Source organism: Mycolicibacterium neworleansense (assembly GCF_001245615.1).
GTDB classification, from domain to species: domain Bacteria; phylum Actinomycetota; class Actinomycetes; order Mycobacteriales; family Mycobacteriaceae; genus Mycobacterium; species Mycobacterium neworleansense.
Window position 1 is genome coordinate 271,621 of sequence record NZ_CWKH01000003.1, and the last position, 17,969, is coordinate 289,589.

Consider the following 17,969-nt stretch of genomic DNA (forward strand, 5'->3'; position numbering starts at 1 on the left):
TAGAACTCAGACGAAGTTGAAGCGCTCGGTGTGAATTCGGTCGTCGGTGACGCCGAGCGCACCGAGCGCGTCCTCCATCGCGTCCATCATCACCCCGGGGCCACAGATGAAATATTGCAGTCCTTCATGGCCGGCGGGCAGATGGCGGCGCAGCGTTTCCGCCGTGATGTGACCACGTTCGCCCGTCCAGTCGTCCGGAGGATCACTCACGACGTATGTCACCGTCAAGGACAGCCTCGACGTCAGCGTCTCGAGCTCTTCGTCGAAGGTGGCGTCCTCGATGCGGTTCACGCCGAAAAACAGGTGACACGGCCGACGTTCGCCGCGCGCGGCGAAGGTGCGCAGCATGCTCATCAGCGGCACGATCCCTACCCCGCCGGCTATGAACACGAAGCCGGGGCCGCTGTAGCGATCGGGTGTGAACACACCGTGCGGGCCGTCGAGGTAGGCACGGGTTCCCGGCGCGATGGAACTGACGGTGCGGGTGAAATCCCCGAGCTCCTTGACACTCATCTGGAGAGCCGATGCGTCATCACCGTTGGACGCGAACGAGAATGGGTGCTGGGTCAATGCGAACGGAGACCGGCGCACAGACAGCCAGCCGAACTGCCCGGGGGCAAACGTGAAACCGCGATGCCCCGCGGGCCGCATCGTGATCGTGTTGACGCCGCCTCGTTCGCGGTGCACCGACACGATCTCCCACGGGCGCCGCATCCGAATGATGGGGCGGATGACGCGCACCCACAGGAAGATCATCAGAAATGCCGCGCTCATCACGATCCACAGCCCGCGTTTCAACGGATGGTTGACGTAGTGGTGAATCATCTCGACGTGCGCCACCGCAGCGACGATCGCAACGGTTGACAACACCAGATGGATGCCCTGCCACACCTCGTAGGAGATGCGCAGCGCCAACCGCCACGCCGACGTCGCGATGACGACGAGCAGGCACACGATCGACAAGGTCCCGAACCGTCCTGCCCACGGCGCGGTCAGGGGGTTCACCCGCTCGATGTAGCTGGGATCCACCAGCACGATCAACAGGATCGGATGGGCCAGGATGAACAGCGTTCCGGCGTAACCCATGTAGCGATGAAAGTGCACCAAGGCGTCCTCGCCGAACGGCGCGGCCAGCACCTTGATCCGCGCAACGAGGACGAACTGCAGGCCCAGCATGGCGAGTCCGACGAAGCCGAGCGCCACCGCGAACTCCCGCCAAAAGCCTCGGTGCTCGTCGGCGACACCGATCCCGGCGAAGATCAACGGCGCCCCGACGAGGGCCAGATAGGCGCCGAACCAGATCATTCCCTTGACCGCGGTGCGCATTCCGAATTCCCCCTCAGCGATGCGTCCACAGAGTACCCGCAGGACGTGGACGGTCACCGAAAATCGTTGGACTCAACCGGCCCGGGGTAGGCACCATCGAATGCTGTGAGCATGCAGCACTCCGTAGCGAAAGGGGAGCCGCCGGTCGACCAGACCGGCGGCTGGCGTGTGCTCGCTCCGTTCCGCATCCGCGAATACCGGCTGCTGATCGCCGCGGTCACGTTGTCGATCTTCGCCGAGGGCATGTGGTCGGTGGTGATGGCGTTGCAGGTCATCGCGATCGACAACGATCCGGCCTCGCTGTCCCTGGTTGCCACCTGCCTCGGGCTCGGCCTGGTGGCGTTCGTTCTGGTCGGCGGCATCACCGCCGACCGGGTCAACCAGCGCACCATCATCATCGCGGTGGAGACGGTCAACCTGGTGACGGTCACGATCGTCGCGGCGCTGGGTCTGCTCGACCTGCTCAAGATCTGGCATCTGGCCGTCGCCGCAGGCATTCTCGGTATCGCCGCGGCGTTCTTCTTCCCCGCCTACAGCGCGCTGCTGCCGCGCATCCTGCCGCCGGAACAACTGTTGGCGGCCAATGGCGTTGAGGGCGTGGTACGCCCGGTGTTCCAGCGTTCGGTCGGGCCCGCGGTGGCGGGCATGGTGATCGCCGCGACGTTCCCGTCACTGGGCGCGGCCGTGGTGGCAGTGTTGTTCGGCCTGGGCCTGGCCCTGCTGGTCGCCACCCGGCCCACGGTGGATTCGGTTGCGGCGCAGGACGATGACGAGCGCCCGCACGTATTGCGTGATCTGCGCGAGGGTTTCGCATTCATGGTGCGCACCCCGTGGTTGCTGTGGACGCTGCTGTTCGCCAGCATGTTCGTCCTCGTCGTCCTCGGGCCGATCGAGGTGCTGCTGCCGTTCATCGCCCAAGACCGGTTCGCCGACGGTGCCCGCGCCTACGGATTCATCCTGGCGTTCTTCGGATTCGGCAGCGCACTGGGAGCGTTGACGGTGTCTTCCCGCCGGATGCCGCGGCGCTACCTGACCACGATGATGCTGATGTGGGGCCTGGGATCGGTGCCGCTGGTGATCGTGGGTGTCACATCGTCGTTCCCGTTGATGGCGCTGGCCACGTTCTGCATCGGTGTCACCGACGGTGCGGGGATGGTGATCTGGGGAACGCTGCTGCAGCGCCGGGTGCCGACGGAGATGCTGGGCCGGGTATCGAGCCTGGACTTCTTCGTATCGCTGGCGTTCATGCCGCTGTCGTTCGCGATCGTCGGCCCGTTGTCCAAGGTGGTCTCGATGGAGGCCATCTTCCTGGTGGCCGGGCTGCTGCCGGCCCTGCTGGCCGCGGTGGCCGTGACGGCGGCCAGGATGCCGCGCGACGAGCTGGCGCACCCACTGCGCTAGACACCGAAGATCGGTGGCAGTGCCAGCACCATGATCAGGCCCCAGAAGAAGTGGGTCAGCATGGGCGCCAGCACACCACCGGTCATCCGGCGTTCATACGCGCAGACCGCACCGAGCAGGATGGCGGCGAAGCCGAGCATCGGATTGCCGGACGCCATCACCGCGGCGACATAGATTACCGTCGAGATCGTCGCCGGGTGACGGTTACCCAGTGCGGTGTACAACGCGCCGCGAAAGAACAACTCCTCGGCCAACCCGTTGATCAGGGTGATCAGCACGACCACTGCCAGGGAGCCGTGGTTCGCGAACTCGAGTACCGCACTGACGTATTCGCGGATCCCTGGGATCAACCGGGCGACCAACCCGCCCAGCACGAACCCTAGACCGAGGCCAAGACCCACGGCGCTGCCGAGCAGCACCGGCCGATACGCGCTGCCCAGGAACAGTGGTCCGGACACCACGGCGCCCACACTCCACACCGCGGCCAGCGCCAGAGTCAGCCAATAGAAAGAACTTTCGCCCGGTTCGGTCCCGAGAGAAACCGCCAGCAGCGCGGCTCCGGCCAACAGGGTGACGGCGACCACGACTGGCCGGCGCAGCCCCTCATTCGGGGCTTGCCGATCGGTGGTGGTCGTCATCGGCCCGGCGTCACGCCCCGCTCGGAACCAGCCTGGCCGCCACATCAAGACCTGAGCGCAGCACCGCCGCCAGTGGTCCCGGGATCGGCGGGATCAACCCGAGGACGGGCCGGACGAATCCGGGGGTGAGCTGTCGGATCCGTGCGGTGTCACCGCCGGCCCACTGCGGGTCGGTGTCGGCCAGATCATGTGGATCGGCCAGCGCATTGACCGGCGCACGCTCGGCAGCGGACCCGCCGGGCCCGAGCGCCAGCCGGATCGCCTCTTCAACACCCAACAACCCGGTAGGTGGATCGGGCACCACCGAACGGATGCTCTCACCGGCCGCGATCGTCGGATGATCAAGCGAGACAATCAAATCCGTTGCGAGGCCGTCGGGAACCGGCAGCGCCGCCGCCGACAACCGTGCCGTCATACCCGCGGTCAGTCCGCGGACCGGCACCGTCAGCCGTCGTTTGCCCGCCAACCGCGCGTAGGTTGCCACCAGTGCCCGGTACGTCGTGGTCTCCGGTCCGCAGATGTCATAGCTGCCGGCCGGAACCCGCTCCGAGTCCCCGGCAGCCACCAGATAGTGCAATACGTCGCGAATCGAGATCGGGTCGGTCCGATTGTCCATCCACGGCATGGCCGGCATGACCGGGAATCGGTCGGCCACGTAGCGCAGGATTTCGAACGACGTCGACCCGGCGCCGACGATCAGCGCGGCACCCAGCCACACCACCTCGGCACCGCCATCGACGTTCAAGGCCGCAGCCACCTCGGCACGGCCCGCGAGATGGTCGGACAGCGATCCCTCGGGCACGAAGCCGCCGAGATAGACGATCCGCTCGACGCCGGCGTCGCGGGCCGCGGCCGCCACATTGGCCGCCGCGCGGTTGTCGGCCTCGCGGAAATCCGGCTGCCCGATGCCGTGCGCCAGGTAGTACACCAGATCGACCGGGCCGATCTCGCGGAATGCGGCCTCGGTGGACAACGGGTCCTCGGCATCGAGCTGCACCGCGGTGACGTCGTGGAACCACCCGTAGTCGGCGAGCTTGTCGAGGCTGCGCCCCGCCGCCACTACTCGGTGCCCGCCTGTCAGCAGCACGCTCACCAGGCGCGAACCGACGTAGCCGCTCGCACCGATCACCAGAATCCGTTTACTCACCGAGTCCGTCACGCCCCGGTTGGTACCCAGCCGGAGCCGGCGGCAATCGTCGGACGCGTCACTCCGCGTCTCGGTGCAACCCCGTCAGGTGGGTGTAGGCCGCCGCATTGAGCTGGTTGTGGCCGACCTCGTCATCGCTGAGTTCCCGGCGCACCTTCGCCGGGACTCCGGCCACCAGCGACCGCGGCGGCACCACCATGCCCTGCGGCACCACGGCACCGGCGGCCACCAGTGACCCGGCACCGATCACCGCGCCGTTGAGCACCACCGCGCCCATGCCGACCAGGCTGTCCTGCTCGACGGTGCAGCCGTGCAGCACCACGTTGTGACCCACCGTCACCCCGGTGGCGATGCGGCACGGGAAGCCGGGGTCGACGTGGACGGTCACGCCGTCCTGGATGTTGCTGCCCGCGCCGACCTCGATGGGCTCGACCTCGGCGCGCAGCGTGGCGCCGTACCAGACGCTGGCACCGGCGGCCAGCGAAACCTGGCCGATCACACTGGCATTGGGGGCAACCCAGGCGTCCGGGTCGATCTGCGGGGTATGACCGGCAACGGACACGATCAGGGGCTCAGGCATGCCGGTCATGGTAAAGGGCCGAGCGGTCGGCTCACGCGCCCTGGTAGACCTTGCGGTAACTCGACGGAGACATGCCGACGCCGCGTCGCAGATGATGGCGCAGATTGCCCGCCGTGCCCAGACCCGACCGGCGGGCCACCTCGTCGACGGACAGATCGCCGGATTCCAGGAGTTCGCGGGCCAGGTCGAGCCGTCGGCTGCGGATCCAGGCACCGGGGGCCTGTCCGGTCTCCTCACGGAAGCGACGGTTGAAGGTGCGGGCGCTCATGTGGGCCTGGGCGGCCAGCCGCGTCACGGTCAGTTCCTCGTCCAGGTGCCCCAGCGCCCAGTCGCGGGTGGCGGCGGTCGAGGCGTGATCGGTGACGGCGAACCCGTGATCGATGAACTGCGCCTGCCCGCCTTCGCGCCACGGCGGCACCACGCAGTACCGGGCCACCGCATTGGCCACCTGAGCACCGTGGTCGGAGCGAATGATGTGCAAGCACAAGTCGATTCCGGCCGCCAGGCCCGCCGAGGTAAGTACGTCACCGTCATCGACGAACAGGATGTCCTCGTCGAGGCGGACCCGTGGATGCAGCCGGCGCATATCCGCGGCGAAGCGCCAGTGCGTGGTGGCCGGCCGCCCGTCCAGCAGACCCGCGGCGGCCAGCACGAAGGCCCCCGTGCAGATCGACACCAGCCGGGTGCCGGGCCGAATCCGCGCCAGGGCCGCCGCCACGTCGGCACCCAGCACGCCGTCGCCCCGCGCCGGGGCGTATCTGGTGCCCGGGATCACCACGGTGTCGGCGGACTCCAACGCCTCGGGTCCCGAGGCGGGCACCATCGCGAATCCGGTCGTCGACGGCACCGGGCCGGTGGCGAGCCCACACGTCACCACGTCGTAGAGGGGATTCCCGTCGCCATCGGTGGCATTGGAGAACAGCAGCGGCGCGATGGTGGCGTCGAAGCCGACCACCGGAGCCAACAGCAGGACCGCGATACGGTGCACGACGCCAGTGTGGCACGTTTTTGATGATTGCTGTCGTTTATGCCACTGGCACCGACTGGCCCCCTCGGCCACAGTGATCGGGTGACTCGAAACCTCCACTGGGCCTGGGTGGTCGCCGCCGTCAGCTTCGTGGCGATCCTGGGCGCGGCCGGGTTCCGGTCCATCCCGGGCGTGATGATGCACCCGCTGCACCACGAGTTCGGCTGGTCGCACGGCACGGTCGGGCTGGCGATGTCGGTCAACATGATGTTGTACGGGCTCACCGCGCCATTCGCCGCCGCACTCATGGACCGCTTCGGCGTCCGGCCGGTGCTGACCGTGTCGCTGCTGCTGATCGCGACCGGCTCGGCGTGCAGCGTCGCGATGACGGCCAGCTGGCAGCTCGTGCTGCTGTGGGGTGTGCTGGTCGGTATCGGCACCGGGTCGATCTCGATGGGTTTCGTGGCCATCATCGCCACCCGCTGGTTCGAGCAGCGCCGAGGACTCGTCACCGGCGTGCTCACCGCCGCCAGCGCCACCGGTCAACTGCTGTTCCTTCCGGTCGTCGCGGCCGTCACGACACACCACGGCTGGCGCTGGGCATCGTTGATCGTGGCGGCCGCCTCGCTGGCCGTCGTTCCCCTCGTCGCCGCGTTCCTGCGCAACCGCCCCGCCGACGTCGGACTGGCCCCCTACGGCGCCACCGAACTCGCCCCTACCGCCCCGACCCCGGCGGGTGGCTTCAGAACGGCCTTCGACGGCTTGCTCATCGGGGCGCGGACCCGGGTGTTCTGGTTGTTGGCCGGCAGCTTCGCGATCTGCGGAATGACCACCAACGGCCTGATCGGAACGCACTTCATCCCGGCCGCCAACGACCACGGCATGCCGACCACGGTGGCCGCGGGCCTGCTCGCCACCATCGGCATCCTCGATGTCGCGGGCACGGTGTTCTCCGGCTGGCTCACCGACCGGGTGGACCCGCGGCTGCTGCTGCTCGTCTACTACGCGGGCCGCGGGTTGTCGCTGCTGCTGTTGCCGTCACTGCTGTCCCCGCGCGCCGAACCCAGCACCTGGGTGTTCGTCATCTTCTACGGCCTGGACTGGGTGGCCACCGTGCCGCCGACCATCGTGCTGTGCCGGGACTACTTCGGGGATCGTTCGCCGGTGGTGTTCGGCTGGGTGTTCGCCTCCCACCAGGTCGGTGCGGCCATCGCCGCCGCGGGCGCGGGCTGGCTGCGCGATCTGAACGGCAATTATGACGTGGCCTTCCAATTGGCTGCCGGCCTGTGTTTCGTCGCCGCGGCACTTTGCCTCAGTATCCGAAAAGCCCAGTTCACAGCCCCCGATTTGCCGCGAGTAGACACTTCGGCTTTGCCGTAACCGCTTCGTTACCCTTACCATCCGATGCGGCGCCGCGGGGAACGCTGAGGCTGTCATGCTCGCGGTTGCTCGCCTTAGTCGCGCGGATAACCGCGTAACGCGTCACCGACAGCCGACGAATACCAGGCTAGGCATGAGCGGGAGGAAAACCCACCAAATGAAGACTCGCACCAAGACACTGGGCGTTGCTGCGGCCGTCGCCGCGATCACGGCTTCGCTGCCGTTGGCGGTCACCGCCTACGCCGACCCGGCGCCGACGACGACTGCCACCCCGGTGGTGGAGATCCCCGATCCGCAGGGCTCGGGCTGCGACAACTTCAAGAAGGCCCTGCCGGATTGGAAGAACCTCGCCGAACTGCCGGCGGGCAAAGTTCTGGCCAGCATCCCCGACATCAGCACGTTCAACGCCGCGCTGTCCGGCGGGCTGAACCCGAGCGTCAACGTCGTGCCGGTGCTCGACAACGGCCCGTACGTGATCTTCGCGCCGACCAATGACGCGTTCGCCGCCATGGAGCCCGGCAAGCTCGACGCGCTCAAGGCCGATGTGGCCGCGCTGACGAGCTTCGACTACTACCACGCATTCCTCGGCCTGCTCGGCCCCGATGACGTCAAGGGCCAGCGGCCCACCCAGCAGGGCGCCGAGGTCAAGGTGACCGGCAAGGGCGGCGACATCAAGGTCAACGACACCGCCAAGCTGGTGTGCGGTCCGATCCAGGCGCAGAACGCCCGGATCTACCTGATCGACACCGTGCTCGATCCCAACACCCCGCCGGAGGCCCTGGTGCCGACGATCACGGGCACCAGCACCATGACCACCACGAAGGCCCCGGAGGCGACCCCGGCTGCCGACGCGCCGATCGGCTGATCGGCTTCTCTGCGCGAGCAGTCCCCCGCAAGCGGGTGGGGCCCCAGCAAAAGTCCCCCAAATCATTTGATTTGGGGGACTTTCGCGTCTTGTCGTCGAAGGGTTAGACGCCGAGCTCGCGGCCGATGATCTCCTTCATGATCTCGGTGGTGCCACCGAAGATCGTCTGGATTCGTCCGTCCACGTAGGCGCGGGCGACGCGGTATTCCATCATGTAGCCGTAGCCGCCGTGCAGCTGCACGCACTGGTCGACGACCTTCTTGGCGACCTCGGTGGCCCACCACTTGGCCTTGGCCGCCTCGACGGCGGTCAGCTCACCGTCGACCACGCCCTGCAGGCAGCGGTCGAGGTAGTTCTCGGTGACCTCGAGCTCGGTCTCCATCTCGGCGAGCAGGAACCGGTTGTGCTGGAAGCTGCCGATCGGCTGGCCGAAGGCCTTGCGGTCCTTGGCGTATTGCAGCGTCTCCTGGAAGACCGCGCGCGCACCGTAGATCGCCGAGATGGCGATCCCGAGCCGCTCGGAGGGCAGGTTGGTCATCAGGTGGTAGAAACCACGACCTTCCTTGCCCAGCAGGTTGGCATTCGGCACGCGCACGTTCTCGAAGTGCAGCTCTGAGGTGTCCTGGCTGTGCAGGCCCATCTTGTCGAGCTTGCGGCCGCGGGTGAAGCCCTCCATGCCCCGCTCCACCACGAACAGCGTGAAGCCCTTGTGGCCGGCCTCTGGATCGGTGCGGGCGACCACGACACACAGGTCGCAGTTGATGCCCGAAGAGATGAAGGTCTTGGAGCCGTTGATGATCCAGTCGTCACCGTCGCGCACCGCCGAGGTGCGGATGCCGGCCAGGTCGCTGCCCGCGCCCGGCTCGGTCATCGCGATCGCGATGATCAGTTCGCCGTTGGTGATGCCGGGCATCCAGCGCTGCTTCTGCTCGTCGTTGGCCAGCTCCTTGAAGTAGGGGCCGACAACGTCGTTGTGCAGGCTCAGCGCCGGGCCGTGCACACCGGCCTTGGCGATCTCCTCATCGATGATCGCGTTGAACCGGAAGTCATCCGAGCCGCCGCCGCCGAACTCCTCTGGCATGTTGAAACCGATGAGGCCGTACTTGCCGGCAGCGGTGTACGCCGACCGGTCGACGATGCGCTCGGTCTCCCACTTCTCGGCGTTGGGCACGAGCTCGCGCTCGATGTACTCCTTGACCGTCTCACGGAACGCTTCGTGTTCTGCGGTATAGATCTGTCGCTTCATGTCTTACCTTGCCTTCCAAACAGGTTCGCGCTTCTGGGCGAAGGCCAGCGGCCCTTCCTTGGCGTCCTCGGTCTGCAGCAAGGTGCTGAACTCACGATTGGTGCGCTTCCAGCCATCCTTGTCGCCGGTGATGACGCCCTCGTCGGCACCGTAGGCGACCCGCTTGCTGGCCTGCACGGCCAGCGGTGCGTTGCCGGTGATCCGTTCGGCCAACTTGAGTGCCGCGTCCACGACGGTGCCGTCGGGCACCACCTGGTTGATCAGGCCCCAGCGGAGCGCGTCGGCCGACGACATCGGCTCACCGGTGAACAGCAGTTCGTTGGCCACCTTGCGGGGCAGCTGCTCGGCGATGCGGAAGACGCCGCCGGCACCGGCGATCAGGCCCCGCTTCACCTCCGGCAGACCGAATTTGGCGCTCTCCTCGGCCACGATCAAGTCACTGGCCAGGGCCAGCTCGGTGCCGCCGCCCAGAGCGGTGCCGTTGACCGCGGCGATCGTCGGCTTGTCGATGAAATGGCTGACGTAGCCGGCGAATCCGTACTCCGGGTGCTCGGGGTGAAAGAGGTTCTCGCCCCGCGAGATCGCCTTCAGGTCGGCGCCGGCGCAGAACGACTTGTCGCCCGATCCGGTGATCACGACGACCCGGACCTCGGGATCGTTCTGGGCCTGCTCCAGCGCATCGCCGACGGCGGTGCTGACCGAGCCGTTGATCGCGTTGCGCGCCTCGGGCCGGTTGATCGTGATGAGCAGGACGTTGCCGCGCTTTTCAACAATCGCGCCGAGGGCGCCTTCGTCGGTCACAGGAGCTCCAGGATGGTCGCGTTGGCCTGGCCGCCACCTTCACACATGGTCTGCAGGCCGTACTGAATGTTGTTGTCCCGCATGTGGTACAGCAGCGTGGTCAGGATGCGGGCGCCGGAGCCGCCGAGCGGGTGGCCCAGGGCGATCGCGCCGCCGTTGGGGTTGAGCCGGCTCTCGTCGGCGCCGATGTCCTTGAGCCAGGCCATCGGAACCGGGGCGAACGCCTCGTTGACCTCGAACGCGCCGATCTGGTCGACGGTCAGGCCGGACTTGGCCAGCGCCTTCTGGGTGGCCGGGATCGGCGCGGTCAGCATGATGACCGGGTCGGCGCCGGCGAGCACCGCGGTGTGCACCTTCGCAAGCGGCTTGAGCCCCAGGTCTTTTGCCTTGTCGGCCGACATGATCAGCAGCGCGGCCGACCCGTCGGAGATCTGACTGGAGTTACCGGCGTGGATCACGCCGTCTTCCTTGAAGGCCGGCTTGATGGCAGCCATGGATTCCACGGTGCCGCCGCGGCGGATGCCGCCGTCTTCCAGCACGACGTTGCCGTCTTGGTCCTTGATGCCGACGATCTGATCCTTGAACGCACCGGAATCCTGTGCGGCCGCGGCCTTCTCGTGCGAACGGAGGGAGAACTCGTCGAGCTGGGTGCGGGACAGCCCCCACTGCTCGGCGATCATCTCGGCGCCGACACCCTGGTTGGGGGTCTTGTGGTCGTAGCGCTCGCGGAAGGCCTCCGGGTAGGGGTGTCCGCCGTTGGCCAGCGAGGAGCCCATCGGCGTGCGCGACATCGACTCGACGCCACCGGCGACGACGACGTCGTAGTGGCCGGCGACCACGCCGGCGACGGCGAAGTGCAGGGACTGCTGGCTCGAACCGCACTGACGGTCGACCGTCACGCCCGGAACGGTCTCGGGCCAGCCGGCGGTAAGCACGGCGGTGCGGGCGATGTCCAGGGCCTGCTCACCGGCCTGCATGACGCAGCCCCAGATGACGTCGTCGACGAGGGCTGGGTCGATGCCGGCGCGCTCCACGAGGCCGTTGAGCACCTGGGCCGACAGATCCGAAGGGTGCACACCGGACAGGGCGCCGTTGCGCTTCCCGACTGGCGACCGGACGGCCTCGACGATGACGGCTTCAGCCATGACTTCTCCTTTGAAGGGTGGGTGGCGCGACCCCCATGGAGCTCAACGGGGCGCTCGAGGTGAAAATAGACCAGTAGGTTTACTAGGTCAACCTACTGGTTGGTAGATGCCGATGTACCGTCCTTGCGGGGTACAGATGGTTTACTGAGTTGTACAGCTGACCATCCGGCCAGCTTAAAGTTGTCTCACCTGGGAGTGTCTGGTGGCTCGAACCACACCACTGGCGCCGATGATCGGCCCTGACGCGATAGCACCGCAGGCGCCGGTCCGTTCCCCGAAGACCGCTGAACTCGTCGCAGGCACGTTGCGGCGCATGGTCGTCGACGGCCAGCTCAAAGAGGGCGACTTCCTGCCCAACGAAGCCGAGCTCATGGAGCATTTCGGGGTCAGCAGGCCGACGCTGCGGGAGGCCGTGCGGGTGCTGGAATCCGAGCGTCTGGTCGAGGTCCGGCGCGGCTCCCGCACCGGGGCGCGCGTGCGCGTTCCCGGCCCCGAGATCGTCGCCCGCCCGGCCGGCCTGCTGCTCGAGCTCTCCGGCGCCGATATCGCCGACCTGTTGGTGGGGCGTGCCGCGATCGAACCGATGGCCGCACGCCTGCTGGCCGAGAAGGGTGACGAGGCGGCGATCGCCGAACTGGAACAGATGCTCGACGAGCACATCCCGACCGACCACCAGTCGGACCGGCTGGCCGAGACCACCGGCGATTTCCACCGCCGCGTCGTGGAGCTGTCGGGCAACGCCACCCTCGGCATCATCGCCGGCATGCTGCACGAGATCACCGTGCGCCACCACGCCTTCCTGTTCAAAGAGCGCCGGCCGGTTTCCAAGACCGACTATGAAAAGTTGATGCGGTCCTACCGCAAACTGATCCAGATCATCCGCTCCGGTGACGGCGACGCCGCCGAGGCTCATTGGCGCAAGCATCTCGACACCGCGCGCATCCTGATGCTGCAGGACATCGAGAGCGTCAAGGTCCGCGACGTCATGCGCTGAGCCTGCGAGTCTGCGCACTAGTCCGCCGAGTCTGCGCCCAGATCGCGTTTCGCGGCGATTTTGCGATCCGTGCGCAGTTTCGACGATCCGTGCGCAGTTTCGAGCACCAAAGCTAGTCCGGCCACACCGCCAGCCGCGTATCGGTATCGCGCCAACCGTCACCGGTCTTCCACCGCATCGGCAGCAGCCGGTAGCGCCAGCTGCCGGCCGGTCCGTGCGGGCCCACATGATCGACCGTGATCGAGATCAGGTCGGCGTCAAGCTGTTTGGCGTGTGTCTCCAGGTAGATGCCGGCCTCGTCGTCGAGCTCCGACATCAACTCACCGAACAGCAGCCGCGGCCCCGGCGCCCGATGCAGCAGGACGCATTGCGGCCGCTCCGGACAGTGCCCGGCCCGGACGGAGACGTGACATTGCGTGTCGACGCCGCCCAGGTCGCTCATCAACCGCCCGGACTCGTCGACCCATACCGCGACCGGTTCAGATGGTGGCGTCATCTCGCTGGACATGGACCGGCAGTTCGTCGTCCCAGGGCTGGCGCGTGACCATGTCGGCCACGTTGACGTAGCCCCGCTCGAACTCTCCGGTGGCCGCGTCGACGAGCCGGTACTGCTGGGTCTGGCGCTGGATCGGCTGAGCGTCGAGCATGACGATCCGCACCTCCCCCGGCTCGAAATGGCACCTCTTCTGCAGGGCGGCCACAAGTTGTTCGTTGCTCATGTGCCCGTCACCGAAGTTCCAGCCGATGGCCGTGGAGACGATCCGCTCGCCATCGGTCAGCACGTAGTCGTCCTCGTTCTGGCCGGCCATCGCCCGGTGCGCCAGGGTGAACAGGGCCCGGCCGTGAGAGTTGAAGCCCCGGAACGCATATCCCATGTACAGGTACATCTGGGCGATCTCGGGGCTGCCGTAGTACCGCTCCATCTGGGCGGCAGGCATGCTGGCGATCGCGACGATGTTCTTCTCGATCTTCTCCGCGGCCGAGGGCTTGACGCACCACAGCGAGGTGTCCCAGTTGCCGGCGTAGTACCGCATGCCGGGCAGGAAGGAGATCTTGCGCGGGAACAGGTTTCCCAGCACCACGGTGCCCGCGACCACTGCGAACAACACGATCGGCCATGGGCTGCCCAGATCCCCCAGTCCGATCCCGGGGTGCCCGACGAACAGGGCCAGCACGGAGAACATCATGAAGACGTTCCATTCCAGCGGCACGCCCATCGGGATGGCGCTCAGGATGCCGAAGTGGAACACCAGCATCACAAAGGCAGCGCAGGCCGTCACCCAGCCGCCATGGGAGAAGAAGAGCACCAGCGGCACCAAACCCTCGATCACAGTGGAGAAGTGGGCCACGAAGCGTGACGGACGCCCGGGCCGCAGGTCGTCCGGGAAGTGCTCGAAGAACTTCCGCTTGATCCAGCGAGGCCGGAACACGGGGTTGTTGCTCATCATCGTCGAGATGACGAACGGGAAATGTTTGGTGAGCTTGGAGGCCGCCGCGCCGATCCAGATGGTCAGACAGATCAGCTTGGCCGCGATGACGATGTCGGCACCGCTGAACAGGAAGCAGACCGCCAGCGAGCCGTAGACCTCGCCCCGGGCGGCCAGGAAGATCACCTTGTCGCGCAGGCCGGCCAGGGCGAGCAGGCCGACGATCGCCGCGGTCTGCCACACCGGGAGCACGCCGATCTCGCTGCCGAGGGCCGGGATCGGGCCGGTGCCGTCGGATGCCAGCGCCACCACCAACATCACCAGCAGCGCCGCGTACAGCGCGACATCGACGACGGTGCGGCTGTCACCCTTGGTCAGCGGCACCCGCTCAGGCCACGGTGGCAGGCGAATCGTCTTGGGCCGCAACCAGTAGAGGATCGATCCCATGGGCGGGAAGAACCGGTTGTTGAGCGGACCGAATCCGCAGCCGAGGCCGATGACCTCGAACAGCATCGTGTAGAACACGACCTTCTGGTAGACGATCGGCTCGGCGTACCAGGAGGCGACGTTGGTGAATCCGTCGACGCCGTCAGTGGTGAGCGCGATCAACCAGGCACCGAGAATGTACGCCAGGATCTTGACGACGTAGAACAGGTGCAGCGCCACCGGAGTCCCGAAGCCGACCTCGGCCCAGTGCCGCGCCATCGGCTGGATCTTCTCCGCGCGGGTGCCCTTGCTCCACTGCTCGAAGTCGATCTGGGGAGATTCCTGTTTGAGAAAACCCATGCCGGTCAGATTAGAACGTGTTCTAGTCCGGTGGTAGTCGTTCTGACCGGCAAGTGGTCGTCATTCTCGGCAGGCAGGTACTACGACTTCACCGGCGGGCGGAAGAAGATCGCCAGCTGGCCGATGCCGCCGAGAAGACCCAGCACCACCGCGATCGCCAGGCCGTACCAGCCGTGCAGCAGATCGTAGAAGCCACAGTTGGAGAACAGCAGGTGGTCAAGGCTGTAGCGACCGGCGCCGGTACCGGCGATCGCCACCGCGGCCACCGCCAGGATCAGGTTGTACTCCCAGCCTTCCTTGACGATGAAGAACCCGTTGCGCCGGTGCACGGTCCAGGCCGCGACCAGCATCAGTGCCACGAACCCCGCCGCGGGCACGGGGGTGAGCAGGCCGAGGGCCAGACCGAGACCGGCGGCGATCTCGGTGCTGGCCGCGACCCGGGCGTGGAACAGGCCCGGCTTCATGCCGATGCTGTCGAACCATCCCGCGGTGCCGGGGATCCGTCCCCCACCGAAGAACTTGTTGTAGCCGTGAGCGGCCATGGTCAGGCCGAGCACCACGCGCAGGAGCAGGATCGCAGTGTCGTAAGCGGAGGAAGCCATGTAACAGAATGTAGGACATCTGTTAAGCCGCCGCCCAGCCCCCATCCACACTGAGGATCACGCCGTGGATGTTGCCTGCGTCGTCACCGGCCAGGAATGCCACTGCCGCGGCGACCTCCTCGGGGGTACTCATGCGCCGGGACGGGATGCGCGCCAGCACCGGTGCGATGTGGTCGGCCGCTTCGACGGCACGCTCTGTGGCGATCGGCCCGGGCGCCACGGCGTTGACTCGCACCCCGCGCGGCCCGTACTCGACCGCCCACGACTTGGTCAACGAGTGCACCGCGGCCTTGGTCGAGGAGTACAGCGCCGACTGGTCGCCGCCGATCAGGCCGGTGATCGACCCGACGTTGACCACCGCGCCGTGGCCGCGCTCGGCCATCGCGGGCACCAGCGCGCCGGTCAGCAGGAAGGGAGCGATGACGTTCGTCTGATACGACTCCAACAGCGACTGCTCGGAAACCTCACCGGTGGGTTCCGGCATGCCCCACACTCCGGCGTTGTTGACCAGGATGTCGACGTGGCCGCCACCGGCTGCTGCCGCTTCGCGAGCCAGCCGGTCCACTTCCTCGCCCCCGGCGCCCAGATCGGCCGCGACGAATTCGGCCCGCCCTCCGGCAGTCCGGATCTCGGCGACGACGGCATCGCCACGTTCCTTGTTGCGACCGCTGACGATGACGAAGGCGCCCTGGGCCGCCAGCGCCTTGGCGATGGCGACGCCCAGGCCGCCGGTGGATCCTGTGACAAGTGCTGTGCGGCCTTGCAGGCGCGTAATGTTTGGACTCATGAGTCCAGGTATAGGCCGATGAAAATGGACCTGCAAGTCCAGAAGCTGACCGCCAAGGGCGAGGCCACCCGGCGCCGCATCATCGAGGGCGCCGCGGCGGTGATCCGTACCAACGGCGTCGCCACCACCACCCTCGATGACATCCGAGCCCACACCCAGACCTCCAAGAGCCAGCTGTTCCACTACTTCCCCGACGGCAAGGATCAACTGCTGCTCGCGGTCGCCGAACGCGAAGCCCAGATGGTGCTGGAGGATCAGCAGCCCTACCTCGGCGAGCTGACCTCATGGGCCGCCTGGCAGCGGTGGCGCGACGCCGTGGTGGAGCGCTATCGCCGCCAGGGCCAGAGCTGCCCGCTCAGCCTGCTGATGTCGGAGATCGGCCGCACCACGCCAGGCGCCCAGGCCGTCACCAAAGCCCTGCTCCGACAATGGCATGACGAGATCAGCACCGGTATCCGGCACATGCAGGAGCAGGGAAAGATGGCCGCCGATCTGGATGCCGACCGCGCGGGTGCCGCCTTGCTGGCCGGGATCCAGGGCGGCGTCAGCGTGATGCTGGCCTCCGGCGACCTGAGCTACCTGGAATCCGCGCTGGACGTCGGGATCGCCATGATGCGGCGCGGTTAGCCGAGCGCCGCATTCAGCCGGGCCATATAGGCGTCGATGTCCCCGACCGCCGACTGCGCTGCATGCACGCTGACCGCCACCGTTTCGCCGATGCCGTGCACCCCGTGGGTCAGGCCCATCATCAGCGACAGCGACGGATATCCGGCCGTCACCACCACCCCGGCAGTCCCGAGCCTCAGATCGGCAGCGCCCCGATTGACGCTGGACACCACCGTGTTGCCGGTGACCATGGGCGCGCGCACCGTCGGATCGAACTGAGCTATCCCCCAACGCAACAACGGCGCGGGCGTGGCGGCGAACGCCCGGCTGGACGCGATCATCGCCGGATGCGCCGCGCGGCGGCGACGATCGGCGAAATCCGCGACGATTCGGGCAATGCGGTCCGGTTCGGCGACTTCGGGATACAGCCCGATGCCGACGTTGCCGAAGTGGTTGTGAGCCCGACGCACACCGGCTTTGGCCATCGGTACCTCGGCGCCGAGCTCAGCGATGTCATCACCGAGCTCACGCAGATGCTCCCCCAGCGCCGAGGAGATGGCCGCCAGAACCCCGACGGTCACGGTCGGTCCGCCTATCTGGGCGCGGTGCCGAACAAGGGTGCGGACCCAGCGCTGTCCGGTCGGCGCGGCGTTGCTGTGCAGTACCGGTCGCGACGGTGCCTGCGACGGCACTGCTCCGGATGCGTTGTCGCGCTCCAACTCCCGGTAAGTGCGAGCCGCCTGCACCGCACGCCACGGCAGCCGCGCGGTGGGGAGCCGCTGCGTGGGCACGGGGACCACCTCGCCGGGCCGACCCAACAACCAGGCAGCCAGCGCCGAGGCCAGGGTGCCGTCGGCGAGGGCGTGGGACATCTGCAGCACAGCGACGGCGCCGGCCTCGGCCTCGGTTCCGGGGACCTCCCGTACCCGGGCGAACACATGCAGACGCCAAGGTGCGACGGTGGCGTCGAGCTGCTGACCGCCCAGCCCGGCCACCACGTCCAGACACTCGATCCAGCCCAGTTCGGCGTCGTACCTGACGAACTGATCGTCACCCACCACCCGTGGCGCCCACGCCGGATAGGTCAGCCGGCAATCGTCGCGAACCCGCACCGCAAGGTCTGGGCAGCGCTGCGCACGGTCGCGCACCACGGCCAGCGCGGCATCCAGATCATCGGGCACACCGTCGAATCCGTACAGCAGGAACTGATCGTTGGGAAGTTTGGCCGACATCCACCAGTTCTGGGCGTCGATTGCGGCCAGCCGGCGCAC

Annotated in this window: 18 protein-coding genes; 5 read left to right on the forward strand and 13 right to left on the reverse strand. The window is 67.3% G+C overall.

What is annotated here, in order from left to right; all coding sequences use genetic code 11:
* Positions 1 to 6: 6 nt before the first annotated feature.
* Complete coding sequence (locus tag BN2156_RS25735) at positions 7 to 1,383, reverse strand: ferredoxin reductase family protein (protein ID WP_131725205.1); 1,377 nt, start codon at positions 1,381 to 1,383, stop codon at positions 7 to 9.
* A gap of 54 nt (positions 1,384 to 1,437) precedes the next feature.
* On the opposite strand from BN2156_RS25735, the gene tet(V) reads away from it, so the two are divergent.
* Positions 1,438 to 2,727: a tetracycline efflux MFS transporter Tet(V) gene (gene tet(V) / locus BN2156_RS25740; RefSeq protein ID WP_090518554.1), complete on the forward strand. Its 1,290-nt coding sequence runs from the start codon at positions 1,438 to 1,440 to the stop codon at positions 2,725 to 2,727.
* Here the strand turns inward: tet(V) and BN2156_RS25745 are convergent.
* From BN2156_RS25745 to BN2156_RS25760, 4 genes are read right to left on the reverse strand one after another with little or no spacing between them, the layout of a single operon-like run.
* Positions 2,724 to 3,365, reverse strand: coding sequence for a CPBP family intramembrane glutamic endopeptidase (locus tag BN2156_RS25745; protein WP_090517830.1), 642 nt, complete (start codon positions 3,363 to 3,365; stop codon positions 2,724 to 2,726). The genes tet(V) and BN2156_RS25745 overlap by 4 nt on opposite strands.
* 10 nt (positions 3,366 to 3,375) lie before the next feature.
* Positions 3,376 to 4,524: an NAD(P)H-binding protein gene (locus BN2156_RS25750; RefSeq protein WP_235625500.1), complete on the reverse strand. Its 1,149-nt coding sequence runs from the start codon at positions 4,522 to 4,524 to the stop codon at positions 3,376 to 3,378.
* A gap of 46 nt (positions 4,525 to 4,570) precedes the next feature.
* A complete protein-coding gene (locus BN2156_RS25755) occupies positions 4,571 to 5,092 on the reverse strand; it encodes a gamma carbonic anhydrase family protein (protein WP_090518556.1) in 522 nt (173 codons plus the stop codon).
* Positions 5,093 to 5,123: 31 nt separating this feature from the next.
* Entirely contained in the window at positions 5,124 to 6,080 is a 957-nt protein-coding gene (locus tag BN2156_RS25760) for a GlxA family transcriptional regulator (RefSeq protein ID WP_090517831.1), read from the reverse strand.
* A gap of 39 nt (positions 6,081 to 6,119) precedes the next feature.
* Between BN2156_RS25760 and BN2156_RS25765 the strand changes: the two genes are divergently transcribed.
* Together BN2156_RS25765 and BN2156_RS25770 are read left to right on the forward strand one after the other, a co-directional pair.
* Positions 6,120 to 7,439: an MFS transporter gene (locus tag BN2156_RS25765; protein ID WP_090517832.1), complete on the forward strand. Its 1,320-nt coding sequence runs from the start codon at positions 6,120 to 6,122 to the stop codon at positions 7,437 to 7,439.
* Between the two features lie 157 nt (positions 7,440 to 7,596).
* Entirely contained in the window at positions 7,597 to 8,304 is a 708-nt protein-coding gene (locus tag BN2156_RS25770; RefSeq protein WP_090517833.1) for a fasciclin domain-containing protein, read from the forward strand.
* 103 nt (positions 8,305 to 8,407) lie between these two features.
* Here the strand turns inward: BN2156_RS25770 and BN2156_RS25775 are convergent, their stop codons facing one another.
* Genes BN2156_RS25775 through BN2156_RS25785 form a run of 3 tightly spaced genes read right to left on the reverse strand, consistent with a single transcriptional unit; the run spans position 8,408 to position 11,496 of the window.
* Positions 8,408 to 9,550 carry an acyl-CoA dehydrogenase family protein gene (locus BN2156_RS25775; RefSeq protein WP_090517834.1) on the reverse strand — a complete coding sequence of 381 codons (1,143 nt, stop codon included), beginning with the start codon at positions 9,548 to 9,550 and terminating at the stop codon, positions 8,408 to 8,410.
* 3 nt (positions 9,551 to 9,553) lie between these two features.
* Complete coding sequence (locus BN2156_RS25780) at positions 9,554 to 10,351, reverse strand: crotonase/enoyl-CoA hydratase family protein (RefSeq protein WP_090517835.1); 798 nt, start codon at positions 10,349 to 10,351, stop codon at positions 9,554 to 9,556.
* Complete coding sequence (locus BN2156_RS25785) at positions 10,348 to 11,496, reverse strand: thiolase family protein (RefSeq protein ID WP_090517836.1); 1,149 nt, start codon at positions 11,494 to 11,496, stop codon at positions 10,348 to 10,350. The genes BN2156_RS25780 and BN2156_RS25785 overlap by 4 nt, the downstream gene beginning before the upstream one ends.
* A gap of 202 nt (positions 11,497 to 11,698) precedes the next feature.
* On the opposite strand from BN2156_RS25785, the gene BN2156_RS25790 reads away from it, so the two are divergent.
* The gene (locus tag BN2156_RS25790) at positions 11,699 to 12,490 is read left to right on the forward strand and encodes a FadR/GntR family transcriptional regulator (RefSeq protein ID WP_090517837.1); all 792 of its coding nucleotides are present in this window, start codon (positions 11,699 to 11,701) and stop codon (positions 12,488 to 12,490) included.
* Between the two features lie 112 nt (positions 12,491 to 12,602).
* Here BN2156_RS25790 and BN2156_RS25795 read toward each other — a convergent pair whose 3' ends face one another.
* From BN2156_RS25795 to BN2156_RS25810, 4 genes are all read right to left on the reverse strand, one after another.
* The gene (locus tag BN2156_RS25795; RefSeq protein ID WP_090517838.1) at positions 12,603 to 12,986 is read right to left on the reverse strand and encodes a hypothetical protein; all 384 of its coding nucleotides are present in this window, start codon (positions 12,984 to 12,986) and stop codon (positions 12,603 to 12,605) included.
* Positions 12,970 to 14,703, reverse strand: a complete 1,734-nt coding sequence (locus BN2156_RS25800; protein WP_090517839.1) for a DUF3556 domain-containing protein — start codon at positions 14,701 to 14,703, stop codon at positions 12,970 to 12,972. The genes BN2156_RS25795 and BN2156_RS25800 overlap by 17 nt, the downstream gene beginning before the upstream one ends.
* Positions 14,704 to 14,783: 80 nt before the next feature.
* Positions 14,784 to 15,305 (reverse strand): DoxX family protein, encoded by a 522-nt coding sequence (locus tag BN2156_RS25805; protein WP_090517840.1) that lies wholly within the window; start codon positions 15,303 to 15,305, stop codon positions 14,784 to 14,786.
* Positions 15,306 to 15,327: 22 nt separating this feature from the next.
* Complete coding sequence (locus BN2156_RS25810; RefSeq protein ID WP_090517841.1) at positions 15,328 to 16,092, reverse strand: SDR family NAD(P)-dependent oxidoreductase; 765 nt, start codon at positions 16,090 to 16,092, stop codon at positions 15,328 to 15,330.
* A gap of 24 nt (positions 16,093 to 16,116) precedes the next feature.
* Here BN2156_RS25810 and BN2156_RS25815 point away from each other — a divergent pair, with 24 nt between their 5' ends.
* Positions 16,117 to 16,719 (forward strand): TetR/AcrR family transcriptional regulator, encoded by a 603-nt coding sequence (locus tag BN2156_RS25815; protein WP_090517842.1) that lies wholly within the window; start codon positions 16,117 to 16,119, stop codon positions 16,717 to 16,719.
* Here the strand turns inward: BN2156_RS25815 and BN2156_RS25820 are convergent.
* A complete protein-coding gene (locus tag BN2156_RS25820; protein WP_090517843.1) occupies positions 16,716 to 17,969 on the reverse strand; it encodes a WS/DGAT/MGAT family O-acyltransferase in 1,254 nt (417 codons plus the stop codon). The genes BN2156_RS25815 and BN2156_RS25820 overlap by 4 nt on opposite strands.

Bases quoted from the DNA above. Each gene is read 5' to 3' on its own strand.
- BN2156_RS25815 (WP_090517842.1), top strand. From the start codon at position 16,117: ATGGACCTGCAAGTCCAGAAGCTGACCGCCAAGGGCGAGGCCACCCGG.
- BN2156_RS25770 (WP_090517833.1), top strand. From the start codon at position 7,597: ATGAAGACTCGCACCAAGACACTGGGCGTTGCTGCGGCCGTCGCCGCG.
- BN2156_RS25765 (WP_090517832.1), top strand. From the start codon at position 6,120: ATGCCACTGGCACCGACTGGCCCCCTCGGCCACAGTGATCGGGTGACT.
- BN2156_RS25755 (WP_090518556.1), bottom strand. From the start codon at position 5,092: ATGCCTGAGCCCCTGATCGTGTCCGTTGCCGGTCATACCCCGCAGATC.
- BN2156_RS25805 (WP_090517840.1), bottom strand. From the start codon at position 15,305: ATGGCTTCCTCCGCTTACGACACTGCGATCCTGCTCCTGCGCGTGGTG.
- BN2156_RS25795 (WP_090517838.1), bottom strand. From the start codon at position 12,986: ATGACGCCACCATCTGAACCGGTCGCGGTATGGGTCGACGAGTCCGGG.
- BN2156_RS25745 (WP_090517830.1), bottom strand. From the start codon at position 3,365: ATGACGACCACCACCGATCGGCAAGCCCCGAATGAGGGGCTGCGCCGG.
- BN2156_RS25775 (WP_090517834.1), bottom strand. From the start codon at position 9,550: ATGAAGCGACAGATCTATACCGCAGAACACGAAGCGTTCCGTGAGACG.
- BN2156_RS25800 (WP_090517839.1), bottom strand. From the start codon at position 14,703: ATGGGTTTTCTCAAACAGGAATCTCCCCAGATCGACTTCGAGCAGTGG.
- BN2156_RS25810 (WP_090517841.1), bottom strand. From the start codon at position 16,092: ATGAGTCCAAACATTACGCGCCTGCAAGGCCGCACAGCACTTGTCACA.
- BN2156_RS25785 (WP_090517836.1), bottom strand. From the start codon at position 11,496: ATGGCTGAAGCCGTCATCGTCGAGGCCGTCCGGTCGCCAGTCGGGAAG.